Origin of the sequence: Corynebacterium sp. HMSC070H05, from assembly GCF_001837615.1 — a bacterium.
Classification (GTDB): domain Bacteria; phylum Actinomycetota; class Actinomycetes; order Mycobacteriales; family Mycobacteriaceae; genus Corynebacterium; species Corynebacterium coyleae.
The window spans coordinates 1-18,579 of record NZ_KV833281.1; the positions used below are offsets into that span (position 1 = coordinate 1).

The window sequence follows — 18,579 nt, forward strand, 5'->3', positions numbered from 1 at the left end:
TCGCTGACTGGGATTAAGTTACACACACCCAAACATAAACACAAACCCGCAGGTTACTGCGGGTAAATGCCTAGTCGTTAACACGTTCTACATGACCCCCAAGCCTGTTGAGGTTCTCAACAAACTCCGGGTAGCCGCGGTCGATGTGGTGCACATCGTGAACTGTGGTGACGCCGTCTGCCACAAGACCAGCCAAAACTAGACCGGCACCTGCACGGATGTCCGAAGACCACACGTCGGTTGATGACAGGCTTTCCACGCCTCGGATCATTACGTGATGGCCGTCGACGTTGGCGTCGGCACCAAGGCGCATCATTTCGTCGACAAAGCGGAAGCGTGCTTCGAAGACATTCTCAGTAATGACGGAAACGCCGTCTGCCACTGCAGACAGGGCGATCGCCATCGGCTGGAGGTCAGTTGGGAAGCCCGGGAACGGCAGCGTCTGATAGTCGACGGCTTTCGGGCGTTGACGCATTTGCACGCGGAAGCCGTTGTCGTAGGTCTCCACCTCGGCACCCGAGAGCTTCAACTTCGCCAATGCGAGGTGCAGGTGACCAGGCGCGACGCCGGTAACGGTGACATCACCCTGCGTCATGGCCGCGGCATATGCCCACGTGCCAGCGACGATGCGATCGCCGATCACCGTCCGTTCAGTGGGGTGTAGTTTCTCCACACCGTCGACGGTGATACAGGATGTGCCGGCGCCAGTGATATTCGCGCCCATTGCGTTGAGCATGTCGCAAAGATCGACGATCTCGGGTTCACGGGCGGCGTTATCCAGGGTCGTACGACCTTCCGCAAGCACTGCTGCCGTGACAATGTTTTCGGTAGCGCCGACCGACGGGAAGTCGAGCTCGATTGCGGCGCCGCAGAGCTTCTCAGCACGTGCAACAACCGCGCCGTGTTCGATATGGGTCGTCGCACCGAGCTTTTCCAACCCTGATTGATGCATGTCCAGAGGGCGCGAACCGATGGCGTCGCCCCCTGGGAGCGCAACGTACGCCTCAGTACACCTTGCGACGAGAGGCCCCAGCACCGCCACAGAAGCGCGGAACTGTCGGACCGCGTCAAAGTCGGCATGTGGGGACAGTTCAGCGGGTGTTGTGATGCGTACGACATCGCCTTCAATCTCCACTTCACAACCAAGGCCGACGAGGACGTCGCCCATGAGCGGGACGTCGAGAATCTCAGGGCAGTTGCGAAGTGTCGTCGTGCCCTCGGTCAGCAGCGCTGCTGCCATAAGTTTGAGGACACTGTTTTTCGCACCCCCGACGTGCACTAGGCCTTCGAGTCGCGTTCCACCTGTGACCAAAAAACGTTCTTTCACGCCCACAACAGTACCGAACTCTGCGGGGCGCTCCAGAACGTCAAGGGTTAGGGAAGCGCGCCAATACGGCGTGCCGCGTTCACCGCTTCATAGCGGGTGTGAGCACCAAGCTTGCGCATCACGCTTCGCAGGTAGGACTTCACCGTCTCAGCACCGATACCCATCTCTTCGGCCGCCTCAACGTTGGTGTGGCCCAGCGCCACACAGGACAGCACGTCGAGCTCGCGGGCGGAGAGCTTCGTCGTCTGCTTCACGCGCACTGGGGAAACCAGCTGCTCGCAAAGCTGCTCAAGCTCCTTGCGCAGGTCTTCGTCGTCTACACGATTGGTCAACATGCGCAGCTTCGAGTGGGTGGAGCGCACCTGCTCCCATTCGGCACCGCTCATCTGACGGCCGCCCTTGGCGCCTGCACGGTCACCTACACCGTCGCCAGAGCGAAGCGCTGCGTTAATCGCAAGCTCCTGCTCGAGGCAGCGTGCAGTCATGGTGACTTCCTCAATGACCTTCTCCCCGAGGCGGACAGGCGAGTGGACACCAACATAGAGAACGCCACGGACTTCGCGGTTGACAATGACCGGCACCGCCACGATCGAGTGCAGTCCCTCATCTTGAATCTGTTTGTCGTACTCGTGCGAAATGGTGTTCGCACGCGTGTAGTCAGAGACACCCGCGGCACGGCGAGTGTTGACTACACGTCCGCCGACGCCCGTCCCGGCGTCGAGCGTGAGGTTCTGCAGCGCAGGGGTTCGCAGTCCGATCCACTGGGTGATCTGCAGTCGGTTGTCCGCGATGAGTGTTCCGTACATGGCGACAGGGATGCCCGTCGTGGTCTTCAACGCGGTGAGTGCCGCACGGATCGCATCGTCGTCGTCTTTGATGCGCTGCGCGTCCATCGTCATACCTGTTTGCCTTCCACGAACCGGGGTCACCCGTTTGGGCTCACCCGGAGTTGAACTTGGCCGAAAATCTTCACCATCATAACGCGCGAACGGGGGTAGCAAAATTTAGCCCCGCCGATATGGAGCCACAGGAAAGTCGAGCCCAATCGGGCAAGTCGCAATTTCAAACCCTCCCCCGTACCTATCGGTTCAGTAGATCTATACCGTCCTGTCTAGCGTGGCGTGTATGCTGTCTGGCAGCAACTCCAACAATCAACGTGTTTAAAGGAGCATCATGGCGAAGATTGCAAAGAACGTCCTCGACCTCATCGGCGGCACCCCGCTCGTGGAGCTGCAGGGCATCACCGAGAACTCGAAGGCTCGAGTTCTTGCGAAGCTCGAGTTTTACAACCCTGCGAACTCGGTCAAGGACCGCATCGGCAAGGCAATCGTCGAGGCTGCCGAGGCCTCCGGCGAGCTCAAGCCTGGCGGCACCATCGTCGAGGCAACCTCCGGCAACACCGGTATCGCACTCGCTCTCGCGGGTGCAGCGAAGGGCTACAAGGTCATCCTGACCATGCCGGAGACGATGTCCACCGAGCGTCGCGTGCTGCTGCGCGCGTACGGCGCGGAGATCGTGCTTACCCCGGGTGCCGCTGGCATGAAGGGTGCTGTGGAGAAGGCGAACGAGCTCGTCGAGAAGAACGAGGGCGCTATCCTGGCCCGTCAGTTTGAGAACGAAGCAAACCCGAAGATCCACTACGCCACCACCGGCCCGGAGATCTGGAACGACACTGACGGCGAGGTTGACTTCATCGTCGCTGGCGTTGGTACCGGTGGCACGATTTCGGGCGCTGGCAAGTACCTCAAGGAGCAGAAGGCTGATGTGAAGGCCGTCGCGGTTGAGCCGGCTGCTTCCCCGCTGCTGTCCAAGGGCGAGGCTGGCCCGCACAAGATCCAGGGCCTCGGCGCAAACTTTGTACCGGGCACGCTGGACCGCACGGTTGTCGACGAGATCATCGCTGTCAGTAACGAGGATGCCGTGTCTACTTCTCGCGAACTGGCGATCAAGGACGCGATCCTCGGCGGCATCTCTGCCGGCGCGAACGTGAAGGCAGCCCTTGAGTTGGCCTCCCGCGAGGAGAACGCGGGCAAGACGATCGTGGTGATCATTCCGGACTTCGGCGAGCGCTATGTCTCCACGATCCTTTACGAGGACATTCGCGACTAATCTGCTTATCGACGACTCCCCTCCCCGCCACCACACCATCGCTGGCAGGGAGGGGAATTTTTATTGTCGGCCCAAATGAACAGGTTGGTACACTGCACGCCATGCTTTCTATGGCCAAATCTGTGGTGTCGACCATCCGCGAAGATCTAGCCAACGCCCGCGATCATGATCCTGCGGCGCGAGGCGATGTTGAGAACGCTGTTGTCTATTCCGGGTTGCATGCCATTTGGATGCACCGTGTCTGCCACGTCATGTGGAAGCGCGGCTGGAAGGGCGCGGCACGTGTTTTGGCGCAGGCCAATCGTTTCCTTACCGGTATTGAGATTCACCCGGGCGCGACGATTGGGCGCAAGTTTTTCATCGATCACGGTATGGGGATCGTGATTGGGGAGACCGCGGAGATCGGTGACAACGTCATGCTCTACCACGGCGTGACGTTGGGTGGTCAGGTGCTTACGCAAACGAAGCGTCACCCGACGGTGTGCGACAACGTCACTATTGGCGCTGGCGCGAAGGTGCTCGGCCCCGTGGTTATCGGTGAGGGTTCCGCTGTCGGCGCGAATGCGGTTGTGACGAAGGATGTGCCGCCCCATTCGATTGCCGTGGGGATTCCGGCGAAGATTCGCCCCCGGAAGACGGATGAGCGGGCGCGTTTGGTGGACCCGGACTGCTACGTCAACAAGGGCGACTACATCATTTAGTCTTCGGCCGCGACGAGGTCGGCGTATTCGGGGTTGCTTTCGATGTAGCGCTCAACCGCCGGGCAGGTGGGGGTAACCAGCATGCCGTCGGCGCGGGCGTCGTCGAGCGCGTATTTCATCAGAGGCTTGGACAGGCCTTGTCCGCGGAACTTCGGATCCACCACGGTGTGTGGCAGGTCCCGGACACCGTCTTGGTCAGTGTAGGTGGCGTAGCCCGCGACCTCGTCGCCGACGAGGATTTCGTACTGGCCTTCTGCCTCGTTCTTGCGCACAGTGCTTTCAGGTGTTGCAGACATGGGCCCGACTATAGCGCGAAACGCCCCTTCCGCATTATTGCGAAAGAGGCGTTTCTGATGTGGCCAGAGCCAGGATCGAACTGGCGACCCCACACTTTTCAGGCGTGTGCTCTACCAACTGAGCTATCTGGCCAGAACCTTACGGTTCTGCGACCCTGACGGGACTTGAACCCGCGACCTCCGCCGTGACAGGGCGGCGCGCTAACCAACTGCGCCACAGGGCCAATATGTTGTTATTTCGCACTCACCTCAGTGTGTTCACACTGTCGCTTGCACGAGTTGATACATTACACAGACCTCACCATGGCAGACAAATCGCCTGCTCAATCACTATTTCAGGGCGTTGCTTTGCGACGATTGCGTGCACGGCATCGTCGCAAAGCAAAACGCCCCGAGGAAAACCTCGGGGCGTGATGGCGACCCTGACGGGACTTGAACCCGCGACCTCCGCCGTGACAGGGCGGCGCGCTAACCAACTGCGCCACAGGGCCGTACCCCCAACGGGATTCGAACCCGTGTTGCCGCCGTGAAAGGGCGGAGTCCTAGGCCTCTAGACGATGGGGGCGCTGAAAAGACAGCCCGCTCATCATAAGCTAGGTACGCCATTTCCTCCAAATAGCCTGCTAGCCCGGCAAAATGAGCAGACTGAATGCCATCACAATCATGCCGACAATCATCCCGTAAATCGCGGTGTGGTGTTTGCCGGTTTGGATTGCTGTGGGCAGCAGTTTGTCCAGGCTGACGAAGACCATGATGCCGGCGATTGCAGCGAAAGTGATACCGAGCGACTGTGGCCCCAGGAACGGCTGGAGAAGCAAATACCCCACGATGGCACCCAACGGCTCCGCTAGGCCCGACAGGGTGGCCCACCAGGCGGCTTTGCGGCGGGATCCAGTGGCCTCCCGCAGAGGAACCGCGACCGCGATGCCTTCCGGGATGTTGTGGATCGCAATCGCCACCGCGAGAGGGATAGCAAGGGCTGGATCCGCGAGCGCTACGGCAAACGTGGCAAACCCTTCCGGGAAGTTGTGGATGGCAATGGCAACGGCACTGAGGACACCCACGTTGCGTAACTGTGCTTTACTGACCCCACTTTCCGAGGGTTCTTCGTGGGGGTTGATCTCTTCGGGCACGAGGCGGTCGATAAGCGCGATCAGCCCGATTCCCGCGAAGAAGGCGACGGTACCCCAGAGTTCCGCACGAGGGCTGCCTGCTTCAACGAGCCCCTCGATTCCTTGAGGCAGCAGCTCGACAAACGAGATGTAGACCATCACACCGGCCGAGAACCCAAGCGCCCCAGCGAGAAAACCCGCGCCCGGAGCACGTTTCAGGGCGACGATCAGCCCGCCGAAGCCAGTGGATAGCCCGGCCAACAACGAGATCCCCAAGGCGATGCCGACGGCTGTGGGCGTGGCGGTACTGATATCCATACGCGCAGGTTAGCTGGTTCCACCTTGTGGCACTCGCAAACCCATCAACCCGGCACAGAAGGGGGCCCAAGAACGCGAAAAGCCCCGGCGTTAGCCGGGGCTCACGGTGGGCCCTGTGGGGATCGAACCCACGACCTGCGGATTAAAAGTCCGTAGCTCTACCAACTGAGCTAAAGGCCCGCGGGGGCTAAGTGTAGCCCCCATGTGCGCGCGTGCGGTAATCGCCCTGCACGCGCGCCGGAAGGAGGTTTTAGTTCTCCTTCAGCATGGTGCCAGTCTCCTGGATGCGGGTGTGGAAGTCAAAGGCGTGGCGCAGGTCGTGCGGGGTTGCCTGGTACTTGCACTTCGCGGCGAGCTCGACGTACTCCTCCAGCAGCGGACGGTACTGCGGGTGGGCGATGGAGATCATCTTTGCCACACGATCACGCGGGGCGAGGCCACGCAGGTCGGCGACACCGTACTCGGTGATGAAGACCATGGCGTCGTGCTCGGTGTGGTCGACGTGGGAAACCATCGGCACGATTGCGGAGATGGCGCCATCCTTGGCCACGGACGGGGAGATGAACGAGGAAATGTAGGCGTTGCGGGTGAAGTCGCCAGAGCCGCCCAGGGCGTTCATCAGACGGGAGCCGTTGATGTGGGTGGAGTTGGCGTTGCCGTAGATGTCCGCCTCGATCATGCCGTTGGAGGCGATCAGGCCGGTGCGGCGGATGACCTCCGGGTGGTTGGAGATGGACTGCGGGCGCAGGATGATGGACTCGCGGTAGCGGGATGCCTCGTTGTTCATCTTCTCTGCGTACTCGGGCGACAGGGAGAAGGAGGTTGCGGAGGCGACGGTCATCTTGCCGGCGTCAATCAGGTCGACCATGCCGTCCTGGATGACCTCGGTGTAGGCCTGGATGTTCTCAAACTTGGAGTCCATCAGGCCTGCCATCACGGCGTTCGGGACGTTGCCCACGCCGGACTGCATAACGTAGCCGTCGTAGGTGAGGCGGCCGGCCTTGACTTCGTTCTCCAGGAAGTCGAGGAAGTTGCCTGCGATCTGCTCGGAGACCTCGTCCGGTGCCTTGAACGGTGCATTGCGGTCAGCGTCGTTGGTCTCGATGACTGCGACGACCTTCTCCGGGTCGATCTCGATGTAGGTCTTGCCGATGCGGTCGCCGGCCTTGGTGATCGGGATCGGGATACGGTTCGGCAGCGGCGGCACGAGCCAGATGTCGTGCATGCCCTCGAGCTCCTCGGACTGCCAGGAGTTGACCTCGATGATGATCTTCTTGGCTGCGTTGAGGAACTCCACGGAGTTACCAACAGAGGAAGACGGGACGATGTTGCCCTCTTCGGTGATGCGCACTGCCTCGACGATGGCGAGGTCAACGTCACCGAAGAAGCCCTGCTCGACCATCATGCCGGAGTGGGACAGGTGAATGTCCTGGAACTTCATCTCGCCAGCGTTGATCTTGTTACGCATGGTCGGGTCAGACTGGTACGGCATGCGGTAACGCAGCGCGCCTGCCTCAGCGAGGACGCCGTCGCACTCCGGTGCCGTGGAGGCGCCGGTGTACAAGTCGATGGAGAAGTCCTGCCCCTTCGCATGGGCGGCCTTTGCCTTCTCTGCAATTGCGGCCGGCATGGCCTTCGGGTAGCCCGCACCGGTGAAGCCGGAAGTACCAACCTTGTCGCCGTGGTTGACAAACTGGACGGCCTCTTCGGCGGTCATGACCTTGTCACGCAACTTGGCGGAAGCAATACGATCGCTCATGTGATCTCCCTCAATCCTGTTAAATCCGTTCAGGTAACACCCCCACCATATTGTGACCCATCACTCATTGCCATGAGGGTGTGTGGTCTCGTCGCAAAGCAAATGCTTATCGACGCCCAAATCACCCCCGAACGGGCGTAGCAACCACGATTGGACGGGGCGACAACGGGCGTGAACAATAGGCAGAACTATGACTACCGCAGCCCCCGCCTTAACTATCGGCGGCATCGATCTGAACTCCCCCGTCATCCTCGCGCCGATGGCCGGGGTGACCAACATGCCGTTTCGTGTGCTATGCCGGGAGATCGAGGAGGAACTCACCGGCACATCCTCGGGGCTGTACGTCTGCGAAATGATCACAGCGCGCGCAATGGTGGCTCGCAACGAGAAGACGATGCACATGACCACCTTCGCGGATGTGGAAACGCCGCGGTCGATGCAGCTGTACACGGTGGACCCCAAGTTCACGTATGAAGCTGTGCGGATGATCGTCGAGGAAGATATCGCCGATCACGTGGATATGAACTTCGGCTGCCCAGTGCCGAAGGTCACGCGCAAGGGCGGAGGCTGTGCGATCCCATACAAGCGCCGTCTGTACGGCAACATCGTCAGCGCCGCGGTGCGCGCTGCGGAAGGCTCCGGCATTCCAATTACGGTGAAGTTCCGCATCGGCATTGACGCAGACCACCACACGCACCTGGATGCCGGACGCATTGCTGCCGAATCGGGTGCCGCCGCCGTTGCCTTGCACGCCCGCACTGGTGCGGAGCGTTACTCGGGCGCGGCGCACTGGGACGAAATCGGCCGCCTTGTGGAGCACATGGACGGTACCGGCGTGCCGGTAATCGGCAACGGCGACATCTTCGCCGCCGACGATGCGGCGAAAATGATGGAGCAAACCGGCTGCCACGGCGTGGAGGTCGGCCGCGGCTGCCTTGGGCGCCCGTGGCTGTTCGCGCAACTGGGCGCGCAGTTGCGCGGCGAGGAGATCCCGCCGGAGCCGACCCTGGGCAAGGTAGCCAGCATCATCTACCGCCACGCAGAGCTGTTGGCAGAGCACGACGGTGAGCACCACGCGTGCCGCGACATCCGCAAGCACACCGGCTGGTACATGCGTGGTTTCCCGGTAGGCGGGGAATTCCGCAAGTCGCTTGCCCAAGTGACGTCTCTTGCGGAGTTGAAGGAGCGCCTCGCCCCCATCGCGGATTCTGAAGCAATGGCCGAGCATGCGGATGACGCGCGTGGCCGTCAGGGTTCTGCCGGCAAGATTGCCCTGCCGGAGGGGTGGCTGGATGATCCGGAGGACGACACCGTGCCGGAAGGTGCAGAAATTGAGAATAACGGTGGTTAACTGCGAGCGCGTAGCATGAAGCGCATGCTGAGAGCCGCCTACCGAGAGACTCTGGAGGCCTTCAACCAGGACCTCATGACCATGTGCGACACGGTGCGCACCATCATGGAGCACGCGTCGAAGGGCCTTCTTGAGCAGTCACTCGATGACGCCGAAACGGCCCTGACCCTGATCGACGAACTCAAAGAAATCGGCGAACGGTGTGAGGAGCGAAGCATGCGCTTGCTCGCGCTGCAGAACCCTGTGGCGACTGACCTGCGTCAGGTGCTGGCTGCGATCCACCTAGTGGAATATTTCGAACGCATGGGTTCGCTCGCCCGCAACATTGCAGTCCTGGTGCGCCAGCGCCACCCCGCGTCGGTGTATCCGCCGCCGCTGCACGGCTACGTCGAGGAAATGACCCGGTTGGTGGCTGCGATGGGTGCCACCACCCGAGCATTGTTGGATGATCCGGATCCGGATGTGGCAGTTGAGCTGCACACTATCGACGAGGGCGTCGACGACATGCGCGCGTTCTTAAGCACGTTGGTCTCCGACCGGGAGTGGGAATACTCCACTCGCGAGGCCGTAGACCTGTCGATGATTTCGCGCTACTACGAGCGCTACGCGGACCGCTGCGTAGATATTGCCGGCCAGATGGTGTTTCTGGTCACCGGCCTGAGGCCTGAGGCGTACTTGCGCCAGCGGGACGAACCTGATTACGAGAATCTGGAGAAGTTCGCCACCATCGAGCGCAAGTTCCGCAAGCCTTAGCCGAAGCGGCCGGAGATGTAGTCTTCGGTTTCCTTCTGCTCCGGGTTTTCGAAGATGGTGGTGGTGTCGTTGAACTCCACCAGGTGGCCCGGGCGGCCGGTGGCTTCGAGCGAGAAGAACGCGGTCTTGTCGGACACGCGGGCTGCCTGCTGCATGTTGTGGGTCACGATGACAATCGTGTACTGGTCCTTCAGCTCGTGGATGAGATCCTCCACTGCAAGGGTGGAGATGGGGTCGAGGGCCGAGCAGGGCTCGTCCATAAGCAGCACCTCAGGACGCACCGCGATCGCACGAGCGATGCACAGGCGCTGCTGCTGACCACCGGAGAGGCCGCCACCCGGCTTGTCCAAACGGTCTTTCACTTCGTCCCACAGGTTCGCGCCGCGCAGGGACTGCTCCGCGACTTCCTTGAGCTTCTTCTTGTCCTTCTCCCCCGCCAGGCGCAGGCCCGCGACGACGTTGTCCTCGATGGACATTGTTGGGAAGGGGTTTGCCTTCTGGAACACCATGCCGATGGTGTTGCGCACGGCGACCGGGTCGACGTTCTTGCCGTAGATGTCGTGGCCATCGAGAAGAATCTGGCCTTTGACGGAAGCGCCGGGGATGACTTCGTGCATGCGGTTGATCGTGCGCAGCACGGTGGACTTACCGCAGCCGGACGGGCCGATGAATGCGGTGACCGACTTGGCGGGGATTTCCATGTTGACGTTCTGCACGGCGTGGAAGTCGCCGTAGTAGATGTTGACGTCGTTGAGTTCGAGCTTGGTGGACATCTGTGAGTTCTCCTGACTGGGGACGCGGGCGGGATTGTTACTTCTTGACCGAGAAGCGCTTCGCGATGAAGCGTGCGAGCAGATTCAACGTGACAACGAGGATGACCAGCGTCAGTGCTGCGCCCCAGAGTCGGTCGTTGGCCGGGCCGGTGGCGCCGGACTTCCACATGTCCAGCATGTACAGCGGCAGCGAGGACTGTGGTTTGTCAAACATGTCAAACCAGTTAATTGCCGGGGTGGAGCCGACGAGGATGAGTACCGGCGCGGATTCGCCCATCACGCGGGCGATTGCCAGCATGATGCCGGTGACAATGCCGGACAGTGCGGTCGGCAGCACGATGCGCACGATGGTCTTCCACTTCGGCACACCAAGTGCGTAGGAAGCTTCGCGCAGGTCCATCGGCACAACGCGCAGCATCTCTTCGGTGTTACGCACAACGACCGGCACCATGAGCAGGATCAGTGCGAGGGAGACAGCGAAACCGGAGCGCTGCTGGCCCAGGATGGTGATCCACAGGGCGTAGACGAACAGTGCTGCAACAATCGACGGCACACCGGAAAGGATGTCCACCATGAAGGTGGTGAGCCTGCCCAGGCGGTTTCCGTTGGAGTATTCAACCAGGTAGATCGCGGTGAATACACCGATCGGGATGGAGATCAGCGACGCGATCAGAGTTTGCATGAGCGTACCGATGATCGCGTGCAGCGCACCGCCGCCCTCCTTGGACGCGCGGACACCGACCATGTCGGAGGTCCACCACGCCGGATCCACGATGACGTGCCAGCCGCGGGACACCACGGTAAACAGCAGCCACAGCAGCGGGACAAGTGCGAGGAACATGCAGAACCACATGAGTCCACCCATGATGGAGTTTGTGGTTTTGCGGCTCGAGGCGATGTCGATGAATGGGTTTTCGGGGCGGGCTGTCTCAGCCGGCTTGGATACTGCAGTAGACATGTTTCGCTCCGCTCCTTATTTCTTGTTGACGATCGCACGCGCGATCGAGTTGACGACGAAGGTCAGCAGGAACAGCACCAGACCTGCTGCGATGTAGGCGCCGGCGGACACCGGGTTGTTGAACTCGGCTGCGGCGTTGGCGATGGCGGTTGCGAAGGTGGTGCCGCCGTCGAAAAGCGAACCGCGGAAGTCGTTCGCCGGCGCAACCGCCATGTACAGCGCCATGGTCTCACCCAGTGCGCGGCCAAGGCCGAGCATGGAGCCTGCGATGAAGCCGGACAGACCGAACGGGATGACGGTCATGCGGATGACCTCCCAGCGCGTTGCGCCGAGGGCAAGTGCGGACTCGATCTGTCCCGGAGGGGTCTGTACGAAGATCTCGCGGGCGGTTGCCGCGATGATCGGAAGGATCATGATGGCGAGCACAATGCCACCGGTCATGACGTTGCGGGCCGTGGAGAACGGCGGGGAGTTTTGGTAGGTGGCGAACAGGAAGAAATCGCCACCCCAGCCGTTGACCCACTCGTAGAACTTGCCCAGCTTCGGGCCGAGCACCTGTGCGCCCCACAGGCCGTACACGATCGACGGCACGGCGGCGAGCATGTCCACCAGGGTGCCCAGCGGGCGCACGAGGCGCTGCGGGCAGTAGTTGGACAAGAACAGTGCAACACCGAGGGCGACCGGCATCGCGATGATCAGCGCGATGATGGAGATGGTCACCGTGGAGAAGAACAGGTTCGGAATACCGAACTGCATCGCGTCCAGGTCTGCGGTCTGCCACGGGCCACCGTAGGTGAAGAAGCCGAGCACGCCGCCGTCGTTACGCATCAGCGGTGGCAGCGCCTGCGCGAGCAGGAAGATACCAATGGCAGCAACGAGGACGGTGATCAGCGTTGCAGATGCTGTGGAGAAGATTTCGAAGAACCGGTCTCCGGGGCGCTTCACGCGTCCGGAGGTCCGTGCGGTGCGTTCCGCTACCGCAACGTCATTGTCAGCCATGTGCTCGGATCCTTGGGAAAGATGGAGGGAAACGGGGTGGACTACAGCAATTGACCCCCGATGTCATTGAGCTCAGTCGGGGGTCGTCGGCCGGTTGGCCTTACTGGATGGCGCTGATCGCCTCGCGCAGACGCTCAGCGTGTGCGCCGGTGACCGGGATGAAGCCCTCAGCCTCGAGCTCTGCATCCTGGTGGTCGAGGGCGATGTTGAGGAAGTCCTTGACCATCTTGGAGGTTGCCTCGTCGTAGCCCGCGGAGCAGACGATCTCGTAGGTGGTCAGCACCAGCGGGTAAGCGCCGGCGGTGTCGGTGGCGAACAGGGCGTCGGCGTCGACGACCATGTTGTGACCCTCAGTCTTAAAGGTCAGGTTGTCCAGGGTCTTCGCCACGGACTCGTTGGTCAGCTCGACCGGGCCGTTGCCGAAGTCGATGTTGGCCTTCTTGTCAGCGAAGCCAGCTTCGACGTAGGTGATGGAACCGTCGGTAGCGGAGACTTCCTGTGCCACACCGGAGGAGCCGTTGGCGCCGGTGCCCACTGCGTTCGGGAACGCCTTGCCGGAGGACTCCCACTTGCCGTCGGATGCGGCTGCGAGGAACTTCTGGAAGTTGTCGGAGGTGCCGGACTCGTCGGAGCGGTAGAAGACGTTGATCGGGGTGTCCGGCAGTTCAACGCCCGGGTTAGCCTCTGCGATCTTCGGGTCGTTCCAGGTCTTGATGACGCCCTGGAAGATCTCGACGATGTTGTCCACGGTGAGGTTGAGCTCGTCGACACCCTCGAGGTTGTAGGCGATAGCAACCGGGCCGATGACGAACGGCAGGTGCCATGCCTCGTTGCCGCCACAGCGCTGTGCAGCAGCCTCAACCTGGTCGTCCTTCAGCGGCGAGTCAGAGCCGGCGAAGACAGCCTGGTTGGCAATGAAGTTCTTCTGGCCTGCGCCCGAGCCGGAAGGGGTGTAGGCGATGGAAGCGCCCGGAACCTCTGCGGAGTAGACGGAGGCGAAGTAGTCGATGGCGTTCTGCTGGGAGGATGCGCCCTCAGCGAGGATGTCACCCTGCTGGCCGTAGAGCTCGTAGTCGCCCTTTTCGGCCGTTGCGGTGGATTCCGCTTCGGTACCTGCTGCACCTTCGGTGTCGTCGGAGCCGCCGCAAGCGACGAGGGTGGCGGAGGAGGCTGCTACGACGCCGATGACTGCGGCGGTGCGCTTGAAGTTACGAATCACGGGGAACCTTTCAGGTATTTAACTGTTCGGTCCGGAACACCAGGCAGATGTCCGATCACTTACGACACAAAACCTAGACAGCGCCGGTTAATCCCTGGTTGCTGATTGGGTGAACTATTGGTGAACTCGTAAAATCCTGGCTAACACCGCAGGTCAAGCGCTACTTTTTGGAGGCCGGTTTGTAGACCACGTGGCGCTCGCGAGTATCAAAGCCGAGCTGGCGGTATCGCTTTACCGCCGGCTCATTATCCCCTTCGACATAGAGGATGACCTGCGAGGATCCGCACTCCGCAAGGTAGTTCAGCCCGGCTTGAATCAGCGGTCCCCCCATTCCCTCCCCCCGGTGCTTCGAGGAGAGGCCGACGACATAGATTTCGCCGGTGCCATCCGGGTGTCGTTTGGTCCAGTGGAAGCCCGCAATCTCATCGCCGGCGATGAGGAACCACACGCCGTCGGCGTCGAACCAGTCGGTGTCCATCGCCCGGTGCAGCTGCGCGATGTCCCAGCCGCCTTGTTCGGGGTGCCAGGAGAACGCGTCGTTGTTCACCTCGAGCCATTGCTTATCGACGACCTCACGCCCCCACCGCGACACCAACTCCGGGTACTGCACGAGCTCGTAGCCCTCGCACACTTCCGCCTTCATGTCAGCATCCAGCGCAGTCCCCATGACCAGCAGTTCTCGCACTGGCTCCATCCCGAGGTCGCGTGCCATCGCCTGCGCTGCGGGCAGGTCGCCGTGAGCCCAGAAGCCAGCGTCGGCGTTGCGCTCCAGCACTCCCTGGACCAGCGCGCGGCCGTAGCCGTGGCGGCGGCGTTCAGGATGGACGGCCAGTTCGGTGGAGCCGTCTTCAGCGATGCCGGCAACCGCAACGGTCTTATCGCCGGTTTTGGCGATGAGGTGGGTGTGGTTGAGGGTGTCGTCGAAAAGCCCGCGCTCGAACGCCTCGGAGAACGCGGCGACGCCGTCCTCGGATTGGGCGGCATCCAGAATGGGGCGGACGAGGGTTTCCGGCAGGGTGGCGCTTACGATGTCGACAGTCATGTCTTAGAGGGTACGTCGGAGGGCGGAAACGATGCGGGCACGTGTGAAAGCGGCTGTCGCCGTAGCGGCGGCGCTGGCTGTGCTGGCTGGCGCTGACACGGTCGTAGCCGCGAACGTGGAACGCACCGTCGCCCAGCCCGGCTTCCAGGCGTCCGTGGGTGGTTTCCCGTACACGGCGTCGCTGCTCACCGGCAACGTCTCACGTGTGAGCGTGGAACACCTCGATGCCGCCGTCGATGGGCCAGGCGTAGCGACGACCGGCGTAGACGTTTTCGACCTCGCCCTCGACAACCCACGCGAAGCGCTTTCGGGCGAGTTCGAATCGGGCACGGCACGCCTTGTGCGCCGCCGGGTGCGCCTCGACGGCGTCGGGTTCGGAACCCTCCTCGGCATCACGGACCTGGACATCGCGAACCCATACGACATCTCCCCCGCAGGCGGGGCCGCAAGCGAGGCCCGGCTCACCGGCACGGTTCCCGGTACAGAAGACCCGGTGACGGTTGTGGTTACGCTGCGCCTGATCGACGGCATCTTCCAGATGCGCCCCAGCAAACTTATCGACGACACCTCCCCCGAAACCCAGGCCGCGTTCACCCTCGATCTAGACACCCGCACCCTGCCGTTGGACGGGCCAGCGGACCGAGTGCAGCTGCGCGGCGGTTCGATTGAGTTCTCGCGCGACCGCATCAACACCGCCTTTGCCCCGGCGGACCTCAACCCCATGGGACAAGCAGCTACCCTTGGACACCATGAGTGAAGAAAAGAACGTAGAAAACACCGAGAACACGCCGAAACCGGCCACCTTAAGCGGCAACGACGCCGTCAACCTTGCGTCCGAGCAGTCCAAGTCGACCGCGCACCGCAATATCCCGACGTTCGACTTTGAGGATTTCCCGCTCGAGGACGACACCGCAAACCTGCGCTTCGGCCCGAGCCTGCACGACGGCCTGCTCGCACTTTTGCCGCTGGTTGGCGTGTGGACCGGCTCCGGCCAGGCCAACGACAACGGCGATGAGTACGCCTTCGGCCAGCGCCTTGTTGTCTCCCACGACGGTGAGAATTACCTCCGCTTCGAGTCGCGCATGTGGCGTCTCGACGAGGACGGCAACGCCACCGGCGCCGACCAGCGCGAGGTCGGCTTCTGGCGCATCTCTCTCAAGGACGAAATCGAGGTGACCCTGACCAACTCCCGCGGTTTGGTCGAGATCATGTACGGCGCGCCTGTCAACGAGCGTGCATGGCAGCTCACCAGCGCCTCCACCATCGCAACGGAGACCGGCCCGGAGTCCCACGGTCCGGGCAAGCGCCTCTACGGCCTGATGCCGAACAACAACCTCGGCTGGGTTGACGAGCGCGCCGTCAACGGCGAGATGGTGCCGTACATGTCCGCAGAGTTGAAGCGCATCGCGGGCTAGCCCCGGTTAGCTCAGCGCCGCGGAAATCAGCTCCTTGATCTCGGCTTCATTGTCGGGAGCGGGGAGCTTTTTGCCGTCCAGGCGCTTTACCCGGGTGGCGATGCGCGTGGAGCTCACCAGCCACACCGACTCCGCCTTGAACAATTCGTTGAGGTAGATGTCCTTCGCCTTGCACTTCCACCCCTGCTCGGCGGCGTATTCAAACAGGGCGGCTTGGGTGGTGCCGGCCAGCACGCCCGGACCCGGTGCCGGTGTGCGCAACCTCCCGCCCTTCTTCACCATGACCACCGACGAGGTCACCCCCTCGAGCACGCGGCCGGTGTCGGGATCGATGTAGATGACATCGTCCGCACCTTCGGCTTTCGCCCAGCGCAGCGCCGCCATCGACGCCGCATAGTTGAGCGTTTTCGCACCTTCGCGCATCCACGGCGCATCGCCCGTGACGGTGTAGCCGCGCGGGGTAGTGAGCACAGAGACGCCGCGTTCGCGTTGTGCCAGGGTGTCGTCGTCAAGCGGGCGTATGGTCAGCCAAGCAGTTGCAACGCCGGTGGTTTCACGGCCGCGTGAGAGCGTCCATACGCACTTCGCTTCCACGCCTTCGGTGCCGCCGCGCTCACGGCAATAATCGGCGACCGCCTCCTCGGTGGCGCGCTCCCAGTGGGCCGCGCCCGGCTCCGGCAGATCCATCAGTTCCGCCGACCGGGCGAAGCGCTCGAGATGCTTCTCCAGGTTGAGCGGTTTGCCATCTCGAATGAGGATGCTTTCAAAGATCCCATCGCCGCGCGTGACCACCGCATCGTCCCAGAACACGTGGGGCATGTTGGTGTTTTGGCGGCGTACGGACCCGCCGTACGGTTCGACGAGGTAGATCACGGGCGCAGGCGCGAGCGGTGCAATAGACATAATGCCCCCTATGATAGGCGCCCATGGGTTACGCATCGGTTCTTTTGGCCAAGCCGGGTGCTGCGGAGCTTCCGGGCGATTCGCTTCTCGACGCCACCGGCGTCGCCTGGCACTACGGCGATCCGTTGGGGGAACAACGCAAGGCCACCAGAGATACCGTCGCCGTCGACCGCTCTAACCGCGCCGTCATTGCGGTGTCCGGCCCTGATGCGCCGGGGTTCCTCAACAACCTGCTATCGCAAAAGCTTGACGACGCCACCTCCGGGTTCACCGCCTCCGCCCTCGACCTCAACGCACAGGGGCGCATCCTGCACCACGCCGATATCGCCGTAGCCGATGACGTGTTTTACCTGGACACCCCCTCCTACCAGGCAGAAAGCCTGCTGACCTATCTGCAGCGCATGGTGTTCTGGTCCGAGGTGACCGTGGAGCAAACCGATCTTGCTGTGGTCACGCTGCTCGGCCCTGCTGCTGCCCAGGTTGAGGGCGCCGTGTTCACCCGCGTGATTGATGGCTGGGGTGGGGCATGCCGCACTGACGTCGCTATCCCCCGCGAGCAACTCAACGCGATCGCCGAACAGTTTCCACTGGCCGGTCTGATGGCGTTTACCGCCCTGCGCGTCGCCGCCGGCGAACCGGAGCAGCGCGCCGACCTCGACGAGCGCTCCATCCCCCACGAAGCCCCCTACCTGATCAACCGCGGCGACCACATTGGCGCGGTTCACCTGGAGAAGGGCTGCTACCGCGGCCAGGAAACCGTTGCCCGAGTGGAAAACCTCGGCCGATCCCCGCGCCTGCTGGTCAAACTCCAGCTCGATGGCTCCGCCCCTGAAGAACCAGTGCCCGGTGCGGAGATCACCGCCGGCGGACGAAACGTCGGCCGACTCGGCACCGTCGTACACGATGCCGACGAAGGCCCGGTGGCTCTCGCCCTAGTGAAGCGTTCCGCGTTGGAGGTTCCCCTCGAAATCCAGGGCGCTGCAGCCTCCGTCGACCCCTCCTCGTTGCCACAAGATGAGGGTGAACGTGCGGGCCGCAAAGCTGTTGATCAGCTTCGTCGTGGCGGCATGACGCCAAAATAACCGCAGGTGGGACACCTAAGGGGCATTTTTAAGATACTCAAGCTATAGTGTCCTACAGGAAAATAACGAAGAATCATAAGAGGCCGCCCACACATGGGCCGCCCAGAACCACCTCAAGGGGGTCACGCCATGGGCCGCGGACGCGCAAAAGCCAAGCAGACCAAGGTTGCTCGCCAGCTGAAGTACAACACTCCTGAAATGGATCTCGCCTCGCTCCAACGCGAGCTTGCAGGGAAGACCCCGGGCCGCAGGTGGGATGACGACGACTCCGAGGTGGACGACCAGTACGCCGACTACGCCAACTGGGATGAGGACGACGACCGCTAGTCCACCCTTCACGTAAAAGTGCACCCCGCTCGCTCGGGGTGCTTTTGCGTTGCCTGGGGCCTTCTGCGCTTCTGCTCGACGGTCCTGGCCTGCTGTTTTCCCTGGTCGTCTAGCTCTGTGTTTGTGCAACCAGAC

At 62.1% G+C, this 18,579-nt stretch carries 19 protein-coding genes and 5 tRNA genes; 8 read left to right on the forward strand and 16 right to left on the reverse strand.

All coding sequences use genetic code 11. The features are described 5' to 3' along the window. Positions 1-70: 70 nt before the first annotated feature. Positions 71-1,327, reverse strand: coding sequence for a UDP-N-acetylglucosamine 1-carboxyvinyltransferase (gene murA / locus HMPREF2617_RS01480; protein ID WP_070839305.1), 1,257 nt, complete (start codon positions 1,325-1,327; stop codon positions 71-73). A gap of 47 nt (positions 1,328-1,374) precedes the next feature. Continuing rightward, on the reverse strand, positions 1,375-2,220 hold the full coding sequence (ramA, locus tag HMPREF2617_RS01485; protein ID WP_070815767.1) for an acetate metabolism transcriptional regulator RamA: 846 nt from the start codon (positions 2,218-2,220) through the stop codon (positions 1,375-1,377). 280 nt (positions 2,221-2,500) lie between these two features. On the opposite strand from ramA, the gene cysK reads away from it, so the two are divergent. Then, positions 2,501-3,436, forward strand: coding sequence for a cysteine synthase A (gene cysK / locus HMPREF2617_RS01490; RefSeq protein ID WP_070839275.1), 936 nt, complete (start codon positions 2,501-2,503; stop codon positions 3,434-3,436). A gap of 110 nt (positions 3,437-3,546) precedes the next feature. After that, positions 3,547-4,137, forward strand: coding sequence for a serine O-acetyltransferase EpsC (gene epsC / locus HMPREF2617_RS01495; protein WP_070839277.1), 591 nt, complete (start codon positions 3,547-3,549; stop codon positions 4,135-4,137). On the opposite strand, the gene HMPREF2617_RS01500 is transcribed toward epsC, so the two are convergent. The 8 genes from HMPREF2617_RS01500 to HMPREF2617_RS01535 all read right to left on the reverse strand — a co-directional run bounded on the left by HMPREF2617_RS01500 (position 4,134) and on the right by HMPREF2617_RS01535 (position 7,622). Next, complete coding sequence (locus tag HMPREF2617_RS01500; RefSeq protein ID WP_070423045.1) at positions 4,134-4,433, reverse strand: GNAT family N-acetyltransferase; 300 nt, start codon at positions 4,431-4,433, stop codon at positions 4,134-4,136. The two genes, epsC and HMPREF2617_RS01500, sit on opposite strands and share 4 nt — an antisense overlap. 60 nt (positions 4,434-4,493) lie before the next feature. Continuing rightward, a tRNA-Phe gene (locus HMPREF2617_RS01505) sits at positions 4,494-4,566 on the reverse strand. A gap of 17 nt (positions 4,567-4,583) precedes the next feature. Then, positions 4,584-4,657, reverse strand: a tRNA-Asp gene (locus tag HMPREF2617_RS01510). Between the two features lie 190 nt (positions 4,658-4,847). After that, a tRNA-Asp gene (locus HMPREF2617_RS01515) sits at positions 4,848-4,924 on the reverse strand. Between the two features lies 1 nt (position 4,925). Continuing rightward, positions 4,926-4,998: transfer RNA gene (locus HMPREF2617_RS01520), tRNA-Glu, on the reverse strand. Between the two features lie 58 nt (positions 4,999-5,056). Further along, positions 5,057-5,863, reverse strand: a complete 807-nt coding sequence (zupT, locus tag HMPREF2617_RS01525) for a zinc transporter ZupT (RefSeq protein ID WP_070839280.1) — start codon at positions 5,861-5,863, stop codon at positions 5,057-5,059. Positions 5,864-5,970: 107 nt separating this feature from the next. Continuing rightward, a tRNA-Lys gene (locus tag HMPREF2617_RS01530) sits at positions 5,971-6,043 on the reverse strand. 70 nt (positions 6,044-6,113) lie between these two features. After that, positions 6,114-7,622 (reverse strand): acetyl-CoA hydrolase/transferase family protein, encoded by a 1,509-nt coding sequence (locus HMPREF2617_RS01535; RefSeq protein ID WP_070423043.1) that lies wholly within the window; start codon positions 7,620-7,622, stop codon positions 6,114-6,116. A gap of 190 nt (positions 7,623-7,812) precedes the next feature. On the opposite strand from HMPREF2617_RS01535, the gene dusB reads away from it, so the two are divergent. Then, positions 7,813-8,973, forward strand: coding sequence for a tRNA dihydrouridine synthase DusB (dusB, locus tag HMPREF2617_RS01540; RefSeq protein WP_070423042.1), 1,161 nt, complete (start codon positions 7,813-7,815; stop codon positions 8,971-8,973). A gap of 27 nt (positions 8,974-9,000) precedes the next feature. Next, positions 9,001-9,726, forward strand: a complete 726-nt coding sequence (locus HMPREF2617_RS01545) for a phosphate signaling complex PhoU family protein (RefSeq protein WP_070614156.1) — start codon at positions 9,001-9,003, stop codon at positions 9,724-9,726. On the opposite strand, the gene pstB is transcribed toward HMPREF2617_RS01545, so the two are convergent. From pstB to mshD, 5 genes are all read right to left on the reverse strand, one after another. Beyond that, positions 9,723-10,499 (reverse strand): phosphate ABC transporter ATP-binding protein PstB, encoded by a 777-nt coding sequence (gene pstB, locus HMPREF2617_RS01550; RefSeq protein WP_070450732.1) that lies wholly within the window; start codon positions 10,497-10,499, stop codon positions 9,723-9,725. The genes HMPREF2617_RS01545 and pstB overlap by 4 nt on opposite strands. Before the next feature lie 37 nt (positions 10,500-10,536). Beyond that, positions 10,537-11,457, reverse strand: coding sequence for a phosphate ABC transporter permease PstA (gene pstA / locus HMPREF2617_RS01555; protein WP_070839283.1), 921 nt, complete (start codon positions 11,455-11,457; stop codon positions 10,537-10,539). 15 nt (positions 11,458-11,472) lie between these two features. Next, positions 11,473-12,456, reverse strand: a complete 984-nt coding sequence (gene pstC / locus HMPREF2617_RS01560) for a phosphate ABC transporter permease subunit PstC (protein ID WP_083308823.1) — start codon at positions 12,454-12,456, stop codon at positions 11,473-11,475. Positions 12,457-12,556: 100 nt separating this feature from the next. Beyond that, positions 12,557-13,675, reverse strand: a complete 1,119-nt coding sequence (gene pstS / locus HMPREF2617_RS01565) for a phosphate ABC transporter substrate-binding protein PstS (protein WP_070839286.1) — start codon at positions 13,673-13,675, stop codon at positions 12,557-12,559. 160 nt (positions 13,676-13,835) lie between these two features. Continuing rightward, positions 13,836-14,717, reverse strand: a complete 882-nt coding sequence (mshD, locus tag HMPREF2617_RS01570; RefSeq protein ID WP_070839295.1) for a mycothiol synthase — start codon at positions 14,715-14,717, stop codon at positions 13,836-13,838. A gap of 31 nt (positions 14,718-14,748) precedes the next feature. Between mshD and HMPREF2617_RS01575 the strand changes: the two genes are divergently transcribed. Both HMPREF2617_RS01575 and HMPREF2617_RS01580 read left to right on the forward strand, forming a co-directional pair. After that, the gene (locus HMPREF2617_RS01575) at positions 14,749-15,474 is read left to right on the forward strand and encodes an LmeA family phospholipid-binding protein (protein ID WP_070839298.1); all 726 of its coding nucleotides are present in this window, start codon (positions 14,749-14,751) and stop codon (positions 15,472-15,474) included. Next, the gene (locus HMPREF2617_RS01580) at positions 15,467-16,132 is read left to right on the forward strand and encodes a heme-binding beta-barrel domain-containing protein (protein WP_070482164.1); all 666 of its coding nucleotides are present in this window, start codon (positions 15,467-15,469) and stop codon (positions 16,130-16,132) included. Before HMPREF2617_RS01575 ends, HMPREF2617_RS01580 begins: the two co-directional genes overlap by 8 nt. A 6-nt stretch (positions 16,133-16,138) precedes the next feature. Here the strand turns inward: HMPREF2617_RS01580 and HMPREF2617_RS01585 are convergent, their stop codons facing one another. Then, on the reverse strand, positions 16,139-17,035 hold the full coding sequence (locus tag HMPREF2617_RS01585; protein ID WP_070839300.1) for an aminodeoxychorismate lyase: 897 nt from the start codon (positions 17,033-17,035) through the stop codon (positions 16,139-16,141). Positions 17,036-17,058: 23 nt separating this feature from the next. Here HMPREF2617_RS01585 and HMPREF2617_RS01590 point away from each other — a divergent pair, with 23 nt between their 5' ends. Both HMPREF2617_RS01590 and HMPREF2617_RS01595 read left to right on the forward strand, forming a co-directional pair. Beyond that, entirely contained in the window at positions 17,059-18,117 is a 1,059-nt protein-coding gene (locus HMPREF2617_RS01590) for a CAF17-like 4Fe-4S cluster assembly/insertion protein YgfZ (RefSeq protein ID WP_070839302.1), read from the forward strand. 129 nt (positions 18,118-18,246) lie between these two features. Further along, on the forward strand, positions 18,247-18,444 hold the full coding sequence (locus tag HMPREF2617_RS01595; RefSeq protein ID WP_070423032.1) for a DUF3073 domain-containing protein: 198 nt from the start codon (positions 18,247-18,249) through the stop codon (positions 18,442-18,444). The last annotated feature ends 135 nt before the right edge of the window (positions 18,445-18,579 follow it).